Below are 18,600 nucleotides of genomic sequence, written 5' to 3' on the forward strand. Positions count from 1 at the left end.
CGCATGGACGGGAAGTCGGGCGAGGGAGGTGCGACGAGCCTAGTCGCAGGAGCCCACAAGCCCCAAAAAGGTGAAGGCCCTGGAGTCACCGGATTTCTCCGGAAACTCCAGGGCCTTCGATGGTCGGGGCGACAGGATTTGAACCTGCGACCACTTGCACCCCAAGGCCCCCCCGGGGGCCGTCCAGCGGCTACCAACCCTTCACAACACATCGTAAATACTCGGGTTTCTTCACCGGAGCGGTCCACCCGTCCCATCTGGGACCTAAGACTTTTGCTGCTTGGCTCCGCCCCGGTGGCGCTGGGAGCCTCGGGTCCTGGCCGGTCGCTCACTGTCTGGGAGGTCGCGAAACGGCTGGGAGTCTGCCTGACCACCGTGTACCGCCTGCGCGAGTGGGGCGAATTACCCTACATCCGCATCTTCAACGCGGTGCAAATATGGGCTGAGGATCTGGAGAGATTCATCTCGGAACCTTCGTCGTAGGACCGAACGTAGGCCACTTCCCACTCAATACTTCAACCTCTGGCGAACGAACTGCTCGACCCAGCTGCCGTGCTGCGTCCGGCGGTTGCCGGCGGGGTGTAGCCTCAAGGTGAGCGGCTCGTTCAAACTCCGAGCGAAGCGAGATCGTTGCCGACCGGCAGATCCAAATAGATGCTCACGTGCGTCGTTCGGGTCTGGAACGGCCCCTGCGTCCACGGTCCCACCACCGATTTGCACTCTGCCCAATCGAGGCCGCTGTCGAAGAGCACTTTGAGCGAGCTGTGCTTGCCGCCCGGCGCGAACTCGACCACAAGTTTGCGTGGGTGTTCGAGTTCAAAGCGGCGTTCAAAACGCAGGTCGAGACCTTTTTTGCCCGCCTCGACTGAGCACCACTTCGCCAGCATCTCGGACTGCTTTGGCCCGAGGTTGCCCGGAGCCTTCTTCAGCTTAAACAATTCGTCGCTGGTCTTCGTCTGGCCGTCGTAGCCCTCCGCCGCGCGCGTCCAAATCTTGCCCTCGGCATTCGGCGCATAGGCGAAGCGTTGGAGCAGCTCGCCGAGCATCCACAGCGCGATCGCGCTCTTGCCGAGGTGCCGATCATTGTATGCGAGCCTCGTCACCCTCCCTAACTGGTTCAGCTCGCCGAGCTGCGACCGGATCAGCCGCCACGTATAGACAAGGTCGGGGTTGACCACACCCTTTGCGATCTCGACGAGCGGACGGGCATTGGGCGAGTTCGGCGTGAGATCTGCCACCGTCACCGGCTGGCCGCGTCCCCAGCGCTCGGCGAACCTTGACCATGCCTCCTTCGCAGCCTCGGGCTTCGCCTCGATGGGAATGCAACCATCGAGCCACGCAGAGCCGAAGCGCGGACCCTCGCTGCCCGTAGTCGGTACACCGCCGATGGCCGCAGCGCGCGTAGGACCGATGGAGAGGAGCTGCCACACGTCTTCGCCGATCACCTTTCGATCCGCAGGGGCAGCGATGCGTATGTGCATTCCGCTCTCGATCAGTCGCCGCAGATGAACGGCGACGACGGCATCCTCGTCGTTCTTTCCACTGGCGTCGGGCAGGCGGCTGAGCAGCAGCTGCGGCACGTGCTTTTCCGCGTCAAGCACGCGCCGTAGCACGGAACGCAAGAGCCCACCCGCCTCGAGCGCATCACCAGCGATCTCGGTGGCTTGGAGCCCGAGCTCCGAGCCAGTATCCTCGACCAGCTCAATTGCAGCGAGCATTGGCCCGCGTCCACGCAACGCTGCGGCCCTGTGCTTTTCAATCGGATTTGCCGCATCGAGCAGCATCTTGCGCGCGGGATCAAGGAAGTGCGCCCGAAGCAGATCGACGCGTAGCATACCGCGGGCGGCGAGGAACTGCGTGTCGAAGCGGATGATCTGCGCCTCGTCTTTTTTCTCGATCATGGTGACCACGTCGCGAAGAAGCGCAACCGGATCGTCCATGAGGTGCCGCAGCATGCCGGAGCCGCTGGGCTCGTACACGACCGCCTCTCGTGCTGAGCCGCCATCGTGCCCGTTTCTCGGGTTAGCGTCCTGCCACATTGCGACAGCTCCGTGTAGCGCACGCGGATCGATTTGGAGCCTTCGCGCCGCAACGAGCTGTAGGTAAGCCGCGAACGTGTGGAAGAACGCTTCCTCCTCATTCGGCAGGACGGTAGGACGGAACTCCTTTGTCAGCCGCAGTCGGAATGCATCGACGGTTATCGAAGTGCCGAGAACGGCATGCCGCCAAGTGCCCCGGCCTTCACAGGGGCGGAATCCTCGGAGTCGATCATGCTCCACGAACGCCTCGGGAACGGAACCTTCAAAGGATTCCTCCGGTTCGGCAAACCCGCAGCGCTGACAGATGGCGAAGCCGAACCCAGGTCCGCCCGGCCGCTCAGACCTACCCTCGGAGCGCACAAAGACCGTCGAGTTGGCGGTGAAGCCACCTATGACGCCGGCGGGAAGGAGCTCTACAAGGCCCAGGGAGTTGGAGGCGCGAACGGTCACGCGCGGGGAAGGCATCCGATCAATTTCGGAGCCCACTCGCCGCGGCCGGCGACCGGCTTTGACCGCGAAGCCACTTGGCCGCATGTAGCGGCGCACGCGGCTCGGAAGAACCTCACCCGCCTCGAGCGGCGTCTCCGCATCCTCGGTGGCCTTCTTCTTTCGACGCCGGCGTCCAGTCGCCTCCGTGGCCGACTCCAACGCCTCCTCCTGGAACACCGTTGGGTGACCACAGATCTCACATGCTCTTGGCCAAGCATTGTGGTCCCCGAAATGCCCGCATTTCTCGCACTCAAGATAAAAGTGCTGCACGACGCTGGTCTCATCGCCGGCCAGCCAGTTGCGAACTACGCCCGCGACGCGGTGCAGTTTCTTGCCAGCAATGATTTCGGAGCCAGGCGCGTACTCGCTTAGCGCGATGTCAAGGGCGCGCTCCATACGCAGATCGAGCTGCTCTTCCTGCTGCTTCCGCTCGTCCTCGTCGTCATTCTGCTCGCCCTTGTCCTTCTTCCTCCTGAACTTCCACTTCGTGTCGAGATGCACGATGTCGAGCGGAAAGCCGAAGCGCGGCAAGAATCCGTTTCGCGCCAGACATGCGATCAGCGTCTCAATAAGAAGCACGCGCTCTTGGTGGGAGAGAGCGGCGAGGAACGTCTCGTCACGCGCGGACTCACCTTTCTGCAACTCGCGCTCACGCTGTTCCTTGAGCACTTTGTAATCTCTGCTGACCGTCTCGACTGCACGCGCGAGCGCCTTGGAGCAAGAAGCAGCCAGCTCGGATAGCGAATACGTTGCCAATATCGTGCCCTGCGTCAGAGCGCGGATCTGCGGAGCCACGCTTGAATCGTCGTCGAGCTTGTCGAGCCATCGTTCGAATGCATGTGCGAGCGGGTCCTCACTATGCAAATCGAGCTTGTCGGCGAATTGCTTGTCCATACCGCCACCACCGATGGCAGGTCGGAACAGGAACTCGTCGACCGTTCCAAACGCGCGCATCGGGCTGCCGGCGTTGTCGCGCTCCACCGCTTCCTCAAAGAACGCAGCTAGCAGCGAAGCGTTCACGTGCCGAAGCAGAAGCGGCGATGCGTCAAGGCGAACCTGCGGTGGCGTCATCTCTGAGTGGAGGAAACGCCGCGGGCTGGTGAACACCAACTGATCGTGCGGTCGATTGAGCGCGAGAGTGAGCACCATTGACGAGCCGTCTGCACGGCGGCCGGCACGACCTGCTCGCTGCCAGTAGTTCGCGGGACTCGGCGGCACGTTGGTCATCATCACGAAAGTGAGGCCTCCGATGTCAACGCCCATCTCCAGCGTGGTCGATGATGCGAGCAGGTTTCGCTCGCCACGGCGGAAGGCGCTTTCTTCCCCTTCGAGCGAGTCGACTCCGATCTGCGCCGTGTGCTCAACGCTGTGCAGGCCGAGGAGCGGATCCTCGAGGATGCGGCGTACTGAGTGACGAGCAGCCCAGAGTGTCCGCGCGTCGTCACTCATCGGCGAGAGGGCGCGCGGGCACTTTGGCACCGGAACCACACCGCCCACGGAGCGGAAATAGACACGGCCTGAGTCGACGTCGACGAGCGGCGGTTGCTCATGAAGCCGGAGCTCAAGGCGCGACAGATCGATCTGGAGCTTGTCCTGCTTCAGCCGGAGCCACTTGCAGCCCTGCGCCGAATGCTGAGTTAGCGCGATCCAGGCGAGTGAGAGCAGGGAGTCGACGCCCATCGAATCGGGCATCTTGAGGCGCTCGCGCACGCGCGCTGTGTAGTCGTACATCCGGCCAGTCTCGGGATGTCGGCGCGGGTACATAGGGATGTCGCGGCCGACATCTTCGTCTTCCGCCTCGGATTCGTCCTCGTCCGACAGATCCTCCGCCGTGCTCCAAACGAGCTTGTTGCCGATCGTGTTCGGAAGGAAGTGCCCGAGCTTTTCCTCTGCTTCCGGCTCGTCGGTGCTGGGCTTGATTACCACGCCGCGGCTACGCGCAAAGTCAAGCAACTGGGCGATAAAGTCCTTCCATACCATGTCGCTACCAAAGTAGGGCAGCGCATCGTTCGGGCACGGCGGCAGGTTGGGGTACACGACCTCGACGATACCGAGCGTTTCCAGCGTGTTGGCGCGGCTTGGCGGTCTCGCAAGCTCCTCATAGATTGAGAGCAGGCCGAGGTATTCGAGCGATTCGGGCTGCTCAAGAGCACGCGAGGCTGCTCGCTCGAGGAGCAGCTCATTTTGGCCGAGCGTGCGCGCCAACTCCTTCACCGTCGCCTGACCGCCCTCGTCACGGAGCGCAGTGACGATGAGTTGGCGGTTGACGCCGGTGTCGTGTGTGCTCTCCACGACTGCAGCGATACGAGCCGCTTCTTGGCGGCTATCCGAGAACGTGAGCAGGCGGCGCCCGCCGCCTGGGCGGAACTCCTGCTCCGCAGTGCTCGGCGGCATCTCTCCAAGGTGCGGGTACACCATATCGACCACCGCGCCGAGCGCCGCGCGCGGGCTGAGCAGTAGAGGGCGAAGCCGGGTAGCAACCGTATTGCACTGCAGGCAAGAGCTCATTGGCGAACGTCCGTGACGGTCCGCCGCCCCGAGCTCCCTGAACTCGACAGGGACGCGCGTTCCGTCGACGCACAGCACGTCCTCCATGCCTTTCTTCGGGCGAACAGCAAGGCGGACCGCATTGTCCGCCTTCTCGAGCCGTAGCTCCTTGGCCTCGCCAACTCGATAAGCGACAAGGTAAGGCGCACCACATTCAGCGCAGACGCCAAGCTGCGCACGCGGAGTTTCGTCGGGAGCACCGGAAGGTGCGATGGAAGTTACCGCCCCCCAGGGCCACCCCTCGACGATCTTCGTCTCGGGCGGGCGCGGATCGACCCAGACACCGGTCGGCGCGCGCACAAGCGCATGCATACGGATCGGGATGAACGGGTGCAGCTTGGCATCATGGCGTGCGAGCGAGCCGAGGCGCAGGAGCGCATCGGTCGCGCGTCGTCGCTGCTCACTCGAATCGGCAGGACCATACACCTTGACAGCGACCTGATCGATGTCGGGCAGCTCCTTCTGTTCGAAGAGCCACTTGCGCAGCTCGATGAGCCGCGGATGCGTGGCGTACACGTGATGCAGGAGGAGAGCTGGGCAGTCGGCGATCTCCGCGGGCAACTGCGCGCGCTCTGCCTCGGTCACCAGCCCGAGCGCTTCGCATGCCTTCCACGAGGTGTTGGCGAGCGCAGCATCACGAAGTAATGCGGAGGGATTACCCGAGTCCTCGTATTTGAGCGTGCGGAGGTCTGCGGCGATCAACTGCTGATCGGCAGCAAGCGTTGCGGGAGGTCTAAGTTCCGGCACCTGGCGCGGCGTGCGGGCTTCCTCCGGCAGATAGCGGCGTCCCTCGACGGACTTCACGTTACTCTTCTTCGCGAACATGCGGGACGCGTACTCATCGAGCACAGCGCGTCCTTCGCTCTCTTCCTGCGCGAGCGTCGCGGAAGTCGCGAACCCCTGAACCGCTTCTAGCGTGGTGCCGAAGCGCTGCGCAGCGCGGCGCAGCAGCATGTGGATCTCGGCAGCCTGCGCGCCAGCGTAAACGTGAGCTTCGTCGAGCACCATCATCTTGAGACGCGGATGTTCGCCGTAGAAAAGGTTCTCGGGCTCGAAGATCGTCCGGTCGCTCGGACGGATCAGCATGTACTCGAGCATGCTGAAGTTGGTGACGAGAACGTGCGGCGGTCCCTTGGGTCGACCATCACCACCATCAAGTCCACGCAGCGTCGCGCGGTCGATAATCTGGCATTTCGGCGGCACCAGCTTGCCTCGGCGCTCGTAGGAGTTCTTTGCCGAACGCCACGAGTCCTTCAGTCGGCTGGTGTAGTAAGCGAAGTTGATCTCATCTTGCCCACCAAGCATCGCCAGCATGCGATCCACTTGGTTGTTCACAAGCGCGTTGAGAGGGTAGACAACCACAGCGCGCACACCCGGCTGGCCGAGATCGTCGCGGCCCTCCTCATGATCCCAGAAGAGGCGATCAATGAGCGGGATGACGAACGCCTCGGTTTTTCCACTGCCCGTGCCCGCGGAGAGGACCACAGTCTTGCCGTGGGAAGCTGCACGAATCGTGTCGACCTGGTGCTCGAACAGCGGGTAGTCGATTCCCGCCTTCTTCAGCAATGAGACCGTCTTCGGGTGCAGTGGGCGCTCTATTGTGCGCTGCTTGGTCGAGACTGCTTGAAGGTCGGTAAGCGTCTTCCCAGGGCGGAATGGGAACGCGGCTTGAACGAGCAGCGGAGCGAACAGCGAGAAGCCGCTGTCGCTGCTCCAATGCGAGCGAAGAACGTTCGCGAGAGGCCCGGGCCGCACTCCAAACACGTCGAGCAGGAAGTCGGCGTAGCGCCCCTGCAGCGCATGATATGCTTGGTAGGCGTCGAATTGATAATGTTTGCTCACGGTGTGCTATCCTCCGCTGCCCAGCGGTTGAGCCAGTAGTCGAAAAGAATTGGGGCGCTGCGCTGCAGCACCCGAACGTCGTCCCAAAGCTTCGGCAGTACAGGACCGCCTGCGCGCCAGCGATGGACGCGCTCGGTCACGTGAACAACCGCGTTCTCGAGTGCGCGTGCATCGGGTGGGATCGCCTGTTGCCAGATTGCGTTGAGGCGGGGATGCACGCCTACGACATCGTCGTCACGAACGATGAGACCGCGGAGGTCAGCGTCGTCTGACAGTTCGGTATGCTTTCGCCGAATCTCTACCAAGCCAGCAAGCCGGCCACTGGCCGTACTGCGAACTGAGTTTCTCATCCCCTCAGCTTCGGGACTGCACACCCCATTGATTTCAGTGCTACTGAGCAGCCTTGGGGCCTCGTGGAGCGGAGCGAGAAGCATTGCGACATCCATGTAGCGATCCCTCGGGTCCCACTTGAGGAATGCGGGCACGAGTAGTCCGGCATTCCACTCGGCGATCCTCCGCAATGCGACCACAGGATCGGATGGTTCGACGCGCTCGAAATCGGAGTAGCGGACGCGGGCCAGCGGCCAATCAAGCTCACGGAAGACCGCTTCGACGTCGTCAGGCTCCTCGATAGGCGCCACGAGGGCGCCGAGGCGCAGATACACCATGGCATCCGCGAGATGCTCGGCAATCTTGAACCAGCGCGAGCCATAGCGGCGGAGCGTTTTGAAGGTGTCGAAGACCCACTGCTCGCGATGCTTGGCGAGGCGGCGATCAATCGCGTCGCGCCAGAGTTCTCGCCTGCGCTCGGTCCCCTCCCAGAGCAAGCGTTCAAGCAGATCGAGCCCGGGCGGCGCCGTCGGGCGGCCAGCGTGAGAGCAGATCAATCCCATGCCGGCGATCCGTTCGGCGCGGGAGAACGCTGTGACCTGGTACGGACGTCCTGAGGCAGGGACGGGCACCTCGTAGAGCCCCCCTTCCTCGTCGCGCGAAACGACCTTCGCCTCGATGCGCTGCGCAGGTGTCCACGGCGCCCACGCGTTCACGAACTCGATGTAAACAGGGGGGGAATCCGGAAGTTTGGTACGAACGTACCAAGTGCCGGCCCGCATTTCCGGGGTGACGTTCAGACGGCGATCAGTGCGCCGAGTGAAGTGCAGCGTCTCGGAGATCCAGTTACCCACATGCACACGGATGCGGAGACCGCCATCGCCGACCTGGAGCACGCGCCGCGGCAGCTCGGAGAAGCGGATGAAGCGGTGGCCGGTCGAGTCGAGATGGCGGACGAAGATGGCTTCGCCTGAAAAGATGCGTACGCCGATTCCCGGGGGGCCGTCGATTTGAAGGCCACCACAGCCAAGGAGCAACTCGAATGTACGCTCGTCGGTCGCCTCGGCGTCAGCCGCCGGTCGAACCTCCACGCGCGGCGGGTAGGCACCGATGGAATACGCACCATGCAGGCCGGCACGCCGCCAGACGACGTCGATTGAGAGCTGGCCATGAACCGAGGGGTTTAGAGTCAATGCGCGCGTGTGCTCGTGCGCGTGCGTGAGCAGCGCCAACTCGTCGCCGGAAATGATGATGTGCGTGCCGCGAGAATCGAACCTCGACGTAAGCGCGGTGCCTTCCGGCATAATCACGAAGTGAGCGAAGCCACGCCTTCCGTGCGCAGACACCTCGAGCCGGTAGCGGCCAGGAATCGCAGCGAGTTTCTGCGCGGGCCTGACGAGCCGATTGCGCAGATCGCCGGACAGCTCTCCGGCAGGCCCAGTGAGGCGGTAGCTGAACGTGTGGATATCGCCATCGACGAAGAAGCGCGGGAAGCGCGAGTAGGCAGCGGCGCGACCAAACGCCAAGCCAAGGACATGGGGCGGCTCGAAGACGATGCGAAGTGGGAGCGCCTTGGGCTCGAGTGGCCACTCCTCCGCCGATCCATCGGGGCAGTACATCGTCAGCATCTGCGCGTGTTCAGGAAGCTTGCACGACCATGCGTCCATCCCGGCGAGATTCCGCGGCTTGAAGTTTTCCGGAGCACCGAGTCGGTAGCCTGGCGCGCAGACCAGGACGACCGTGGTGCCGGCCGGCGCGGTGGAGAGCTGCGCTCCGGTATCCGCATCGAAGAGGCCCACCGGCTCGGCCGGTGCATCTACCTCCACGTACGGTACTTCGAATTCGCCCTGCGCTTCGAATGCGAGGATAGTAGCTGGGAATTTGGTAGCGCGCGGCAACGGCAGTGACGACAAGCCGGACTCACGCTCATAATGATCGCCTTGGCGCACGTAGGCGACTGTGATGGTTCCGTTCGCGAAGCCGAGGAAGAGACGATGCTGCTCGGGGCCGGCGGAGGGAACGGTGATTGTGTTAGGCAGGCGTAGTACGAGCCGGTCCAGTCCGTTCTTGCTGTCCCAGCGCCACTCTGTCTGCGCCGTAGTCGCGGGCTGCGCTAGGCGGGCTGCGAGAGCGCAGGCCGTCTCCGCGTCCGGAGCGCCGAGCACCCCAGTGAGCGCACTGCGGGCAAGCGAGCGAGCATCTCGCTGGGCGAGGAAAGCCCTTACCTCGGCGAAGCGCGTCAGATGCTCGGCGAGTTCGAGGCGCGTGTCTTCGTCGCCAAGGGCCGCGCGGAGGCCTTCACGCACCTGCAGGAGCTTGGCGTGATTCGCCATCCAGGCCGCGATCACCTGCCGATCCGCTTGTGCGAGCGATTCCCAGCTCCAAGAGCGCTCGACTTCGTCCGTTAGCGCCTCAATCAGCGGCCAGAGCGCGCCGGAGTGCAGCAGCATTGTTTCGAGAACACGGCGTGCGGCTGTGCGGGAGCGCATCAAGCGGACGCCCCAGACTTGGCGAGCTCCGACCTCGATGGCAGACCAGGCATCGGTATTCATGTGCTGAGCGAGCCCATCGATGCCCAGCATGACGCCGATGTTCGCGTATTCGAGGCGTGCGTCCGGATTGTCGTGGAAGAGTCGCTGAGTCGCGCGCGCGCCAGCCAGCAGCATTGCTGCGCCCCAGGCGACCTTGAACTCATCACGAAGCCTCTTGACCTTGTGAGCGCGCTCGACGACCCACGCGTTGAGCTGTCCGACCAGCGAGTCAGTTAGCTGGAGCGTGGCGAGATTGTCGCCGGGTTCCCATCCCGGCGAACTCGTCTTGATTGAGTTTAGGAACTTTTCAATTCGCATGTTCCCGCCCCCACAACGTCTGCCGACAATGTCAGCGCGAACTACGGGAATGCTGCTCAAGCGCCCGCAAGTCTCACTTGCGGGCGTTTGGCGGTCAATGTGTGCGCATATCTATCCCAGCGTGCGCCAATATGACCGCGTGCGCTCGTGGAGCGGGCACGCGCAGCACGCCCGTTGTCATTGCAGAGTTGTGCGGGAGTGTCCGATAGCCAGCGAAGGTTGTACCCGGAACGGGCGCTGCGTAACCGTCCAGAAAGTGACGTGGCGTGAGCGATTGAAGACGGGCAGAGGTCGTGCTCGGAGCGACGTCGAGTCCTAAGGGCATTCAGGGCTGGAGTTGGTGACGTGAATTGGGCGGGTCCGTAGTCCGCCGCCGCTGCCACTCGTGAGGCAGCAACTTCGCGATGCGTGAGTTGGGCGGCGATGGCGCCACAGCGGAGGACTGCGATGACCCGCGTTGAAATGCCCGAGACGGTGCTGCGGCGGCGCACCATCGTCTATGTTCGTCAATCCACGGTCGCACAGGTTCTGGACAACATGGAGAGCCGGCGCCGCCAGGATGCTCTCGCGGACCTTGCGCGCACCTACGGCTTCCGCGACGTCGTCATCAATGGTGACGACCTGGACCGCTCCGCCAGCGGCATTACCGCTCGTCCGGGCTTTGAGGCGTTGGTCGCGCAGGTGTGACGGGGCAGCGTCGGAGTTGCCTTCTGCCTGGAAGCATCCCGGCGCCGACGGCTCATTGGGACGCGCGGGGTTGGTAGAGGGCTACAACCACATCCGCCGGTGCAAGGGCTGCGGCTACGCGGTGAAGAAGAGCCATACCGTGTCCAAGCCCTGCCTTCGCTGTGGCATGAAGCTCTGGCCTCGGACGCCACCTCGCCCGCTGCGATTCCACGACCTGTGGCACACGACCGCCACCATGCTGATCAAGGCGGGCGTCCCGCTAGCCACCGTGCAGTGCATCCTCCGCCACTCGGACCGGGCCATCACCTCGGAGAGCTACGGCCACTTCGCAGTGGAGGACATGCGCAAGGGAGCGTTCGGGCCTGCGGTTCCGGGCTCCGCCGAGGCCGTTCCGCACGCGCTGCTTGCTGCTAGCACCAAGCCCACTCCGCTTGCTGCTAGAGCCCACAAGCCCCAAAAAGGTGAAGGCCCTGGAGTCACCGGATTTCTCCGGAAACTCCAGGGCCTTCGATGGTCGGGGCGACAGGATTTGAACCTGCGACCACTTGCACCCCAAGCAAGTGCGCTACCAGGCTGCGCTACGCCCCGAGAACCTCTTTGCTGCGGCCGCCGTGAAGCGGTGCGCCCTTATGCCCCTACACAACGCTCAGGTCAAGCAGGAGAAGAGTGGCGCCGTGGGAAAACTCACCCCTCCGAATCTTCCATCCCCTCTTCATCGAAATCCTCCCCCCGAGCCTCCGCCGCATCCGCCGCCGCCTCTTCCCGCGCGTCAATCTCCGCGTGGTCATCCGGCGGTGCCTCCCCATTCAAGGCACTCTTCAACACCTGGCTCGGACGGAAGGTCAGCACCCGACGGGCAGAGATTTCAATCTCCTTGCCCGTCTGCGGGTTGCGGCCCACGCGCGCCTTCTTCTGGCGCACCTGGAAGTTGCCGAACCCGGAGATCTTGATCTTGTCCCCACGCTCCAGCGTCTCCTTGAGCGTGTCGAACACGAGCTCCACGATTTCGGCCGACTCCTTCTTCGAGAAGCCGACCTTCTCGTAGACGCCCTCGATGATGTCCGCCTTCGTCATGCGAGCCCTCGGAGTTCCCCCACCTGCGGTGAGGTGAACGCCGGGACACTGTTGCAGCCTTCACGAAGCCAAGTCAACCCTCTGACTTCATTCAGGAATTCAGGCACGCAGCGAAGCACCCAGCCTCTGGTTCACCTCGCTGATGATGCGCTGATGCGCCTCGCTGACCTCGACGTCCGTCAGCGTCCGGTCCGGCGAACGGTAGCGCAGCGCGTACGCCAGGTTCTTCTTCCCCTCCGGAATCGGCTTGCCCGTGTAGACGTCGAACACCAGCGCGTCCTCCACCAGCGGGCCGCCCACCTCCAGAATCACCTTCCGCACTTCCTCGTTCGCCTGCTCCACCGGCACCACCACCGCCAGGTCTCGCAGCACCGCGGGGAACTTCGGCAAGGGGTGGTACTCCGGCACCAGGCGCGCGGACGCATACAGCGGCGCCGTGTCCAGCTCGAACACGAACACGCCCTCCGGCAGCCCCAGCGCCTTCACCACGCGGGGGTGCAGCTCACCCACGTAGCCCAGCACCGTCCCGTCCGCCCCCTTCACCTCCGCGCTCGCCCGAGGGTGGTACGCCGCAGGCCCACCCGGCGACCAGGTCGTCCCCTCCACGCGCAGCGCCGCGAGCACCGCCTCCACCGCGCCCTTCGCGTCGTAGAAGTCCGCCCGGGCGTCCTTCTGCGTCCAGCTCCGGCCGCCCCCGCGCAGGCCCCACACCAACCCCGCCACGCGGTGCACCTCACGCGCCGCGGGACGAATCCCCTGCCCGCCCTCCGCGTCGCGGAAGTAGGCCCGCCCCGTCTCGTACACCGACACCGACTCCACCTGGTGCCGCACGCTGCGCGACAGGTTCTCCAGGAGCCCCGGCAACAGGCTGGTGCGCATCACCGACTGCTCGACACTCAACGGATTGAGCAGCTCCACCGGCTGCTCCTTCAGGCCCAGCACCTCCAGGCTCTTCGGCGCGACGAACGAGTAGTTCACGACCTCGCTCAGCCCCGTGCCCGCTAGCGCCTGGCGCAGCCGCCGCTCCGCCTCGGCGTGCGCGGGCTCCGGCGCCAGCTCGGCCAGACCGCGCGGCAGCTTCGCCGGGATGTTGTCGTAGCCGTACACGCGGGCGACCTCCTCCAGCAGGTCCTCCTCACGCTCCACGTCCACGCGCGCCCGAGGCACCTCGTACGTCGCCTGCCCCGCGCTCTCCGCGACTTTCTTGAAGCCCAGCGCCTCCAGGATGCGGCGCACCTCGGCCTCCGCCACCGCCACGCCCAGGACCTTCTCCACCCGCGCGAAGCGCAGCGTCACCTGCCGGGGCGGCTTCTCGGCCGGGTACACGTCCACCCGGCCCGGCGCCACCGTGCCACCCGACAGCTCCGCGATGAGCTGCGCGGCCCGCTCGAGCGCCGGCACCACCGCGTCCAGGTCCGCGCCGCGCTCGAAGCGGTGCGACGCCTCCGTGTGCAGCACGTGCCGCTTCGCCGTCCGCCGCACGCCCGAGCCCACGAAGTTCGCCGACTCCAGCACCAGTCGGGTCGTCTTCTCCGTCACCTCGCTGTCCCCGCCGCCCATGACACCCGCGAGCGCCTGCGGCGTGGACTTGTCGCAGATGACCAGGTCGTCCGCGTCCAGCGTCCGCGCCTTGCCGTCGAGCGTGGTCAGCTTCTCGCCCTTCGCCGCCATGCGGACGACGATCTCCTGCCCCGCGAGCTTGTCCAGGTCGAACGCGTGCAGCGGCTGGCCGAACTCCAGGTTCACGTAGTTGGTGACGTCCACCACGTTGTTGATGGCGCGAACACCACAGGCCTTCAGCCGGTCCTGCATCCACTGCGGCGACGGCTTGATGGTGACGTTCTCCACCACGCGCGCCGCGTACCTGGGGCAGCGCTCCGGGTTCTCCACCCGGACCTTCACCTTCTCGGACGCGGGAGCCCCCGACTCCACGGGCTTCGGCTGGGGCACCTTCAGCGCCGCCCCCGTCACCACGCCCACCTCGCGCGCGACGCCCAGGTGGCTCAGCGCGTCCGGGCGGTTCGGCGTGACGTTGACCTCCAACACCACGTCATCCAGCCCCAGCGCCTCGGCGATGGGCGTGCCGACCTTCTGGTCCGGCGACAGGATGAGCAGGCCACTGGACTCCTCGCTCAACCCCAGCTCCTTCGAGGAGCAGAGCATGCCGGAGCTGTCCACGCCCCGCAGCGCGGCCTGCTTGATCTCCATGCCGTTGGGCAGCTTCGCGCCCACCGTGGCCAGCGGCACCTTGTCGCCGACCTTGAAGTTCTTCGCGCCGCACACCACCTGCAGCAGCGTGCCCGTCCCGGCGTCAATCTTCGTGACGGAGAGCTTGTCCGCGTTGGGGTGCTGCACGGACTCTTGAATCTGCCCCACCACCACGCCCTTGAGCCCTTCGGCCGGACGCTCCAGGCCCTCAATCTCCAAGCCCGCGGCGGTCAACTTGCGCGCCAGCTCGTCCACCGACGGCGGCAGCGCCACGTAATCACCGAGCCACTTCACTGAAATCTTCACAGGTCCACCCTCTTGCTCACTCGGGACGAAGACAGGAGCGCGGGGCCGCGCCACCCCCACGGGCGGCATGCGGGCTTCCGCGCTCCGCAGGACTCAGAACTGCTCGAGGAACCGCGAGTCGTTCTCGAACATCATCCGCAGGTCGTCGATGCGGTAGCGCAGCATGGCGATGCGCTCCACGCCCATGCCGAACGCGTAGCCCGTCACTTCGCCCGGGTCATACCCCGCCGAGGTGAACACGTTGGGATGCACCATCCCGCTGCCCAGCACCTCCAGCCATCCCGTCTGCTTGCACACGCGGCAGCCCTTGCCGCCACACGAGGTGCAGGAGATGTCCACCTCGGCCGACGGCTCCGTGAACGGGAAGAACGACGGGCGGAAGCGCGTGCGCGTGTCCGAGCCGAAGAACGCCTTCACGAACGCGTCCAGCGAGCCCTTCAGCTCGGCGAACGTCACGTCCTTGTCCACCAGCAGCCCTTCCACCTGGTGGAACATGGGCGTGTGGGTGATGTCCGAGTCGCGCCTGTACACCCGCCCCGGCATCACCGCGCGGATGGGCGGCTTGCGCTGGAGCATGTAGCGGACCTGGACCGGCGACGTGTGCGTGCGGAGCAGCACGGAGCTGTCCGCCTTCTTCGCGTGGCCCAGCGAGGACTCCTCCACGTAGAACGTGTCCTGCATGTCCCGCGCGGGGTGGTCCTTCGGGAGGTTCAGCGCCTCGAAGTTGAAGTAGTCGAGCTCGATCTCCGGGCCGCTGGCCACGTCGAAGCCCAGCCGGGAGAACGTGCGGACGATGTCCTCCATCGTCCGGGACACCGGGTGCCGGCTCCCCGGCGCCACCGTGCGGCCCGGCAGCGTCACGTCCAGCCCGGGGCCCTGGAGCCGAGCCTCCAACGCCGCGTCCTCCGCGCGCTGGATGGCGTCCGAGAGCAGCTTCTCCAGCTCCGCCTTGACCGTGTTCGCGACCTCGCCCAGGGCGCGCCGCTCGTCGGGGGGCAGCTTGCCCATGCCGCCGAGGACACCGGACAGCTCACCCTTCTTGCCCAGATAGCGGACCCGAAGCGCCTCCACCGCGGGGAGATCCGCCGCCTGGGCAATCTCCTGCCGAGCGGCCTCCGCCAACGCCTGCAACCTGTCCCGCATGGCCTTGTCGCCTCCGTTCCACGTTCCCCAGGCCCAGGGCCTTCGGGGCAAAAAAAAGGGCCGCCCTGGCGAGGCAGCCCGTTGATTCATGCAGATGGGCGACCCGTGAGGGCCACCCCATCCGCTCTGTCACCGGCCCTTGCGGGCCAGCGTGTCTCAGGCCGCCTTCGCGATGTTGGCGACGGCCGCGAAGCCCGAGGGGTCCGCGATGGCCATGTCGGACAGCACCTTGCGGTCCAGGCTGATCTTCGCCTTCGCCAGGCCGGCGATCAGCTTCGAGTAGGACAGGCCCACCGTGCGAGCCGCCGCGTTGATGCGGACGATCCACAGGCGACGGAAGTCCCGCTTGCGCTGCATGCGGTCACGGCTGGCGTAGTCCAGCGCGCGCTCCACCGCCTGGTTCGCCCGGCGGTAGCAGTTCTTCCGGCGGCCGCGGAAACCCTTGGCCAGCTTCAAAATACTATTGCGACGGCGACGAGCCTTTACACCCTTCTTGACGCGCATGTCTCACTCACTCCGAACTGCGTAGGTTGTCAGCCCCACACGGCGCAGGCTTCACGCCGCTCCGCCAAGGGCCACGAGGTGTCCGAGTCGAAACTCAGGCCCCGTAGGGGAACATTTCCTTGATGACCTTCTTCGCGTCCATATCGCGAAGATGGCTGGTGCCGCGGTTGCCGCGCTTCTGCTTCGGCGTCTTGGCGTGGGTGAAGAGGTGCTTGCCAAAGGCCTTGGCGTGCTTGACCTTGCCGCCCTTCTTCACCTGGAAGCGCTTCTTCGCGCCACTGCGGGTCTTCAACTTCGGCATCGTCCTGATTCCTTCCTTACAGCGTGCCGTCAGCTTCGCGGCCTCAGGCGTTGTCATCCCAGGCCACGGCAGGAGCCGGCAGCCTCTATCACTCTTTCGTCTCGACTGGAATGGCTACCGCACTCCAGAGGGTCCGGACCGATCACCCAACCATCGACCCGGGGGGTTGCCCGCCTTCCCGCCCGCCCACCAGACCTACACCCCTACCCATTGAAGGTTCGGCAAGATACTTGGGTGCGACAGGGAGTCAAGACCCGTCCGCAAGACACGGGCCAGCCTTGAACCCCTCCGCCTTCTTCAGGGAAGCGCCGCCTCCTTGGCCAGCAGGGCCTCGAAGTCGGTGAGCTTCATGCTCTTGAGGTCCTCGCCGCCGTACCGACGGGGCGCCACACCCTCGGCGGCGACTTCGTTGTCGCCTACCACCAGCGTGAAGGGAATCTTCTGGAGCTGGGCCTCGCGGATCTTCGCGTTGAGCGTCATGCCGCGCTCGTCGTAGTCCACCCGGAAACCCTTGGCCCGCAGCGTGTCGCGAACCTTGCGAGCGTACTCCGCCTGACGATCCGCCACGGTGACGATGACCGCCTGCACGGGGGACAGCCACGCGGGGAAGGCTCCGGCGAAGTGCTCGATGAGGATGGCCGTGAAGCGCTCGAAGGAGCCGAAGATGGCGCGGTGGAGGACGACGGGCCGGTGCAGCGCGTTGTCCTCGCCCACGTACGACAGGTCGAAGCGCTCCGGCGCCAGGTAGTCCAGCTGCATGGTGCCCAGCTGCCACCGGCGGCCGATGCTGTCGGACACCGCGAAGTCGATCTTCGGCCCGTAGAACGCGCCGTCGCCCGGGGCCAGCTCGTACGCCAGGCCCAGCGACTCCAGCGCGGCCTTGAGGCCCTCCTCCGCGCGATCCCAGAGGGAGTCATCCCCCAGACGCTGTTCGGGACGCGTGGACAGCTTCACCGCGTAGGTGAGCCCCACCGCCTTGTAGACGTGATCCAGCAGCTTCACGAAGCGCCGCACCTCATCGGTGATCTGCGCCTCGGTGCAGTAGATGTGCGCGTCGTCCTGCGCGAACTGGCGCACGCGCGTGAGGCCGCCCAGCGAGCCCGCCGCCTCGTTGCGGTGGAGCACGTCCTGGGTGTGCAGGCGCAGCGGCAGGTCGCGGTAGCTGTGCTTCTTGAAGCCGTAGAACAGGTGGTGCGACGGGCAGTTCATCGGCTTGAGCGAGAAGTCATGCTCCCCCGACTCGCTGTCGAGCACGAGGAACATGTTCTCCTTGTACTTGCCCCAGTGGCCGCTGGTCTCCCAGAGCCCCTTGTTGAACATCAGGGGCGTCTTGATCTCCACGTAGCCATCGTTCGCCGTCAGACGGCGCATCCAGTCGGAGAGCGTCTGGTAGAACGTGGTGCCCTTCGCGGTCCAGAAGGCGGCGCCCGGCGCGTACGGGTGGAAGTGGAAGAGGTCCAGCTCCTTGCCCAGCTTGCGGTGGTCGCGCTTCTTCGCCTCCTCGATGCGCGTCAGGTACTCCTGCATCGCCTTCTTGTCGAAGAAGGCCGTGCCGTAGACGCGCTGGAGCATCGGGTTGCGGTGGTCGCCGCGCCAGTAGGCTCCGCTGGAGGAGAGGATCTTGATGACGCCGATCTTCCCGGTGCTCGGGGCGTGGGGCCCCAGGCAGAAGTCCACCCAGTCGCCGTGCGTGTAGAGGGTGAGCGTCTTGGCGCCGCGCTCGGCGATGTCCTTGACGATCTCCACCTTGAACTTCTCGCCCTTCTCCTCGAAGAGGCGAATGGCGTCGTCCATGGAGATCTCCGTCCGGACGAACGCCGAGTCCTTCTTCAGCTCGGCGTTGGCCTCGGCCTCGATCTTCTCCAGGTCCTCGGGCGTGAAGGGCTTCTCACGGAAGAAGTCGTAGTAGAAGCCCTCCTCCGTCGCGGGACCGATGGTCACCTGCGTGCCGGGGAAGAGCCGCTGGACGGCGCTCGCCACCACGTGGGCGGCGTCGTGCCGGATGAGCTCCAGGGACTCCGGGCTCTTGGGCGTGAAGATCTGGAGCTTGGCGTCCTCGTCGAGCTTCCGGGCCAGGTCCATGTCCTGACCGTTCACCCGGGCGAACAACGCGGCCTTGGCGAGACCGACGCCAATGCTGTCCCGCACGAAGTCCGCGATGGTGGTACCCCGGGCCGTCTGCTTCTGACTGCCGTCGGGGAGCGTCACCGTGATCATATCGGACATGCGATACCTCGGAAAAACTGCGGGCGGCAGGGCTCTTGAAAGCCGTGCCGCCCGC

Annotated in this window: 10 protein-coding genes, 1 tRNA gene and 1 pseudogene; 3 read left to right on the forward strand and 9 right to left on the reverse strand. The window is 65.1% G+C overall.

Features of this window, described 5'->3' with window-relative positions:
- Window positions 1-3: 3 nt before the first annotated feature.
- Window positions 4-483 (forward strand): helix-turn-helix domain-containing protein, encoded by a 480-nt coding sequence (locus MYSTI_RS45725; protein WP_144370123.1) that lies wholly within the window; start codon window positions 4-6, stop codon window positions 481-483.
- Window positions 484-605: 122 nt separating this feature from the next.
- Here MYSTI_RS45725 and MYSTI_RS21540 read toward each other — a convergent pair whose 3' ends face one another.
- Window positions 606-6,917, reverse strand: a complete 6,312-nt coding sequence (locus MYSTI_RS21540; RefSeq protein WP_015349908.1) for a DEAD/DEAH box helicase — start codon at window positions 6,915-6,917, stop codon at window positions 606-608.
- Window positions 6,914-10,096, reverse strand: coding sequence for a hypothetical protein (locus MYSTI_RS21545; RefSeq protein WP_015349909.1), 3,183 nt, complete (start codon window positions 10,094-10,096; stop codon window positions 6,914-6,916). Before MYSTI_RS21545 ends, MYSTI_RS21540 begins: the two co-directional genes overlap by 4 nt.
- Before the next feature lie 447 nt (window positions 10,097-10,543).
- On the opposite strand from MYSTI_RS21545, the gene MYSTI_RS44325 reads away from it, so the two are divergent.
- Together MYSTI_RS44325 and MYSTI_RS45730 are read left to right on the forward strand one after the other, a co-directional pair.
- Window positions 10,544-10,783 carry a recombinase family protein gene (locus MYSTI_RS44325; RefSeq protein WP_015349910.1) on the forward strand — a complete coding sequence of 80 codons (240 nt, stop codon included), beginning with the start codon at window positions 10,544-10,546 and terminating at the stop codon, window positions 10,781-10,783.
- Window positions 10,784-10,949: 166 nt separating this feature from the next.
- A pseudogene (locus MYSTI_RS45730) lies at window positions 10,950-11,099 on the forward strand (tyrosine-type recombinase/integrase); the annotation flags it as partial.
- A gap of 195 nt (window positions 11,100-11,294) precedes the next feature.
- Here MYSTI_RS45730 and MYSTI_RS21560 read toward each other — a convergent pair.
- The 7 genes from MYSTI_RS21560 to thrS all read right to left on the reverse strand — a co-directional run bounded on the left by MYSTI_RS21560 (window position 11,295) and on the right by thrS (window position 18,545).
- Window positions 11,295-11,371, reverse strand: a tRNA-Pro gene (locus MYSTI_RS21560).
- A 96-nt stretch (window positions 11,372-11,467) separates the two neighbouring features.
- Complete coding sequence (locus MYSTI_RS21565) at window positions 11,468-11,857, reverse strand: integration host factor subunit alpha (RefSeq protein ID WP_015349912.1); 390 nt, start codon at window positions 11,855-11,857, stop codon at window positions 11,468-11,470.
- A 99-nt stretch (window positions 11,858-11,956) separates the two neighbouring features.
- Window positions 11,957-14,371, reverse strand: coding sequence for a phenylalanine--tRNA ligase subunit beta (pheT, locus tag MYSTI_RS21570; protein WP_044900538.1), 2,415 nt, complete (start codon window positions 14,369-14,371; stop codon window positions 11,957-11,959).
- Between the two features lie 93 nt (window positions 14,372-14,464).
- Window positions 14,465-15,514: a phenylalanine--tRNA ligase subunit alpha gene (pheS, locus tag MYSTI_RS21575; RefSeq protein ID WP_015349914.1), complete on the reverse strand. Its 1,050-nt coding sequence runs from the start codon at window positions 15,512-15,514 to the stop codon at window positions 14,465-14,467.
- A 156-nt stretch (window positions 15,515-15,670) separates the two neighbouring features.
- Window positions 15,671-16,018: a 50S ribosomal protein L20 gene (rplT, locus tag MYSTI_RS21580; RefSeq protein WP_015349915.1), complete on the reverse strand. Its 348-nt coding sequence runs from the start codon at window positions 16,016-16,018 to the stop codon at window positions 15,671-15,673.
- Window positions 16,019-16,112: 94 nt separating this feature from the next.
- On the reverse strand, window positions 16,113-16,319 hold the full coding sequence (gene rpmI / locus MYSTI_RS21585) for a 50S ribosomal protein L35 (RefSeq protein WP_015349916.1): 207 nt from the start codon (window positions 16,317-16,319) through the stop codon (window positions 16,113-16,115).
- Window positions 16,320-16,616: 297 nt separating this feature from the next.
- Window positions 16,617-18,545, reverse strand: coding sequence for a threonine--tRNA ligase (gene thrS / locus MYSTI_RS21590; protein ID WP_015349917.1), 1,929 nt, complete (start codon window positions 18,543-18,545; stop codon window positions 16,617-16,619).
- Between the last annotated feature and the right edge of the window lie 55 nt (window positions 18,546-18,600).

Origin of the sequence: Myxococcus stipitatus DSM 14675, assembly GCF_000331735.1 — a bacterium.
Classification (GTDB): domain Bacteria; phylum Myxococcota; class Myxococcia; order Myxococcales; family Myxococcaceae; genus Myxococcus; species Myxococcus stipitatus.

Excerpts from the sequence above, each read along its gene's own strand:
- MYSTI_RS44325 (WP_015349910.1), top strand. The coding sequence starts at position 10,544 with ATGACCCGCGTTGAAATGCCCGAGACGGTGCTGCGGCGGCGCACCATC.
- rpmI (WP_015349916.1), bottom strand. The coding sequence starts at position 16,319 with ATGCCGAAGTTGAAGACCCGCAGTGGCGCGAAGAAGCGCTTCCAGGTG.
- MYSTI_RS21545 (WP_015349909.1), bottom strand. The coding sequence starts at position 10,096 with ATGCGAATTGAAAAGTTCCTAAACTCAATCAAGACGAGTTCGCCGGGA.
- MYSTI_RS45725 (WP_144370123.1), top strand. The coding sequence starts at position 4 with ATGGACGGGAAGTCGGGCGAGGGAGGTGCGACGAGCCTAGTCGCAGGA.
- pheS (WP_015349914.1), bottom strand. The coding sequence starts at position 15,514 with ATGCGGGACAGGTTGCAGGCGTTGGCGGAGGCCGCTCGGCAGGAGATT.
- thrS (WP_015349917.1), bottom strand. The coding sequence starts at position 18,545 with ATGTCCGATATGATCACGGTGACGCTCCCCGACGGCAGTCAGAAGCAG.
- MYSTI_RS21565 (WP_015349912.1), bottom strand. The coding sequence starts at position 11,857 with ATGACGAAGGCGGACATCATCGAGGGCGTCTACGAGAAGGTCGGCTTC.
- rplT (WP_015349915.1), bottom strand. The coding sequence starts at position 16,018 with ATGCGCGTCAAGAAGGGTGTAAAGGCTCGTCGCCGTCGCAATAGTATT.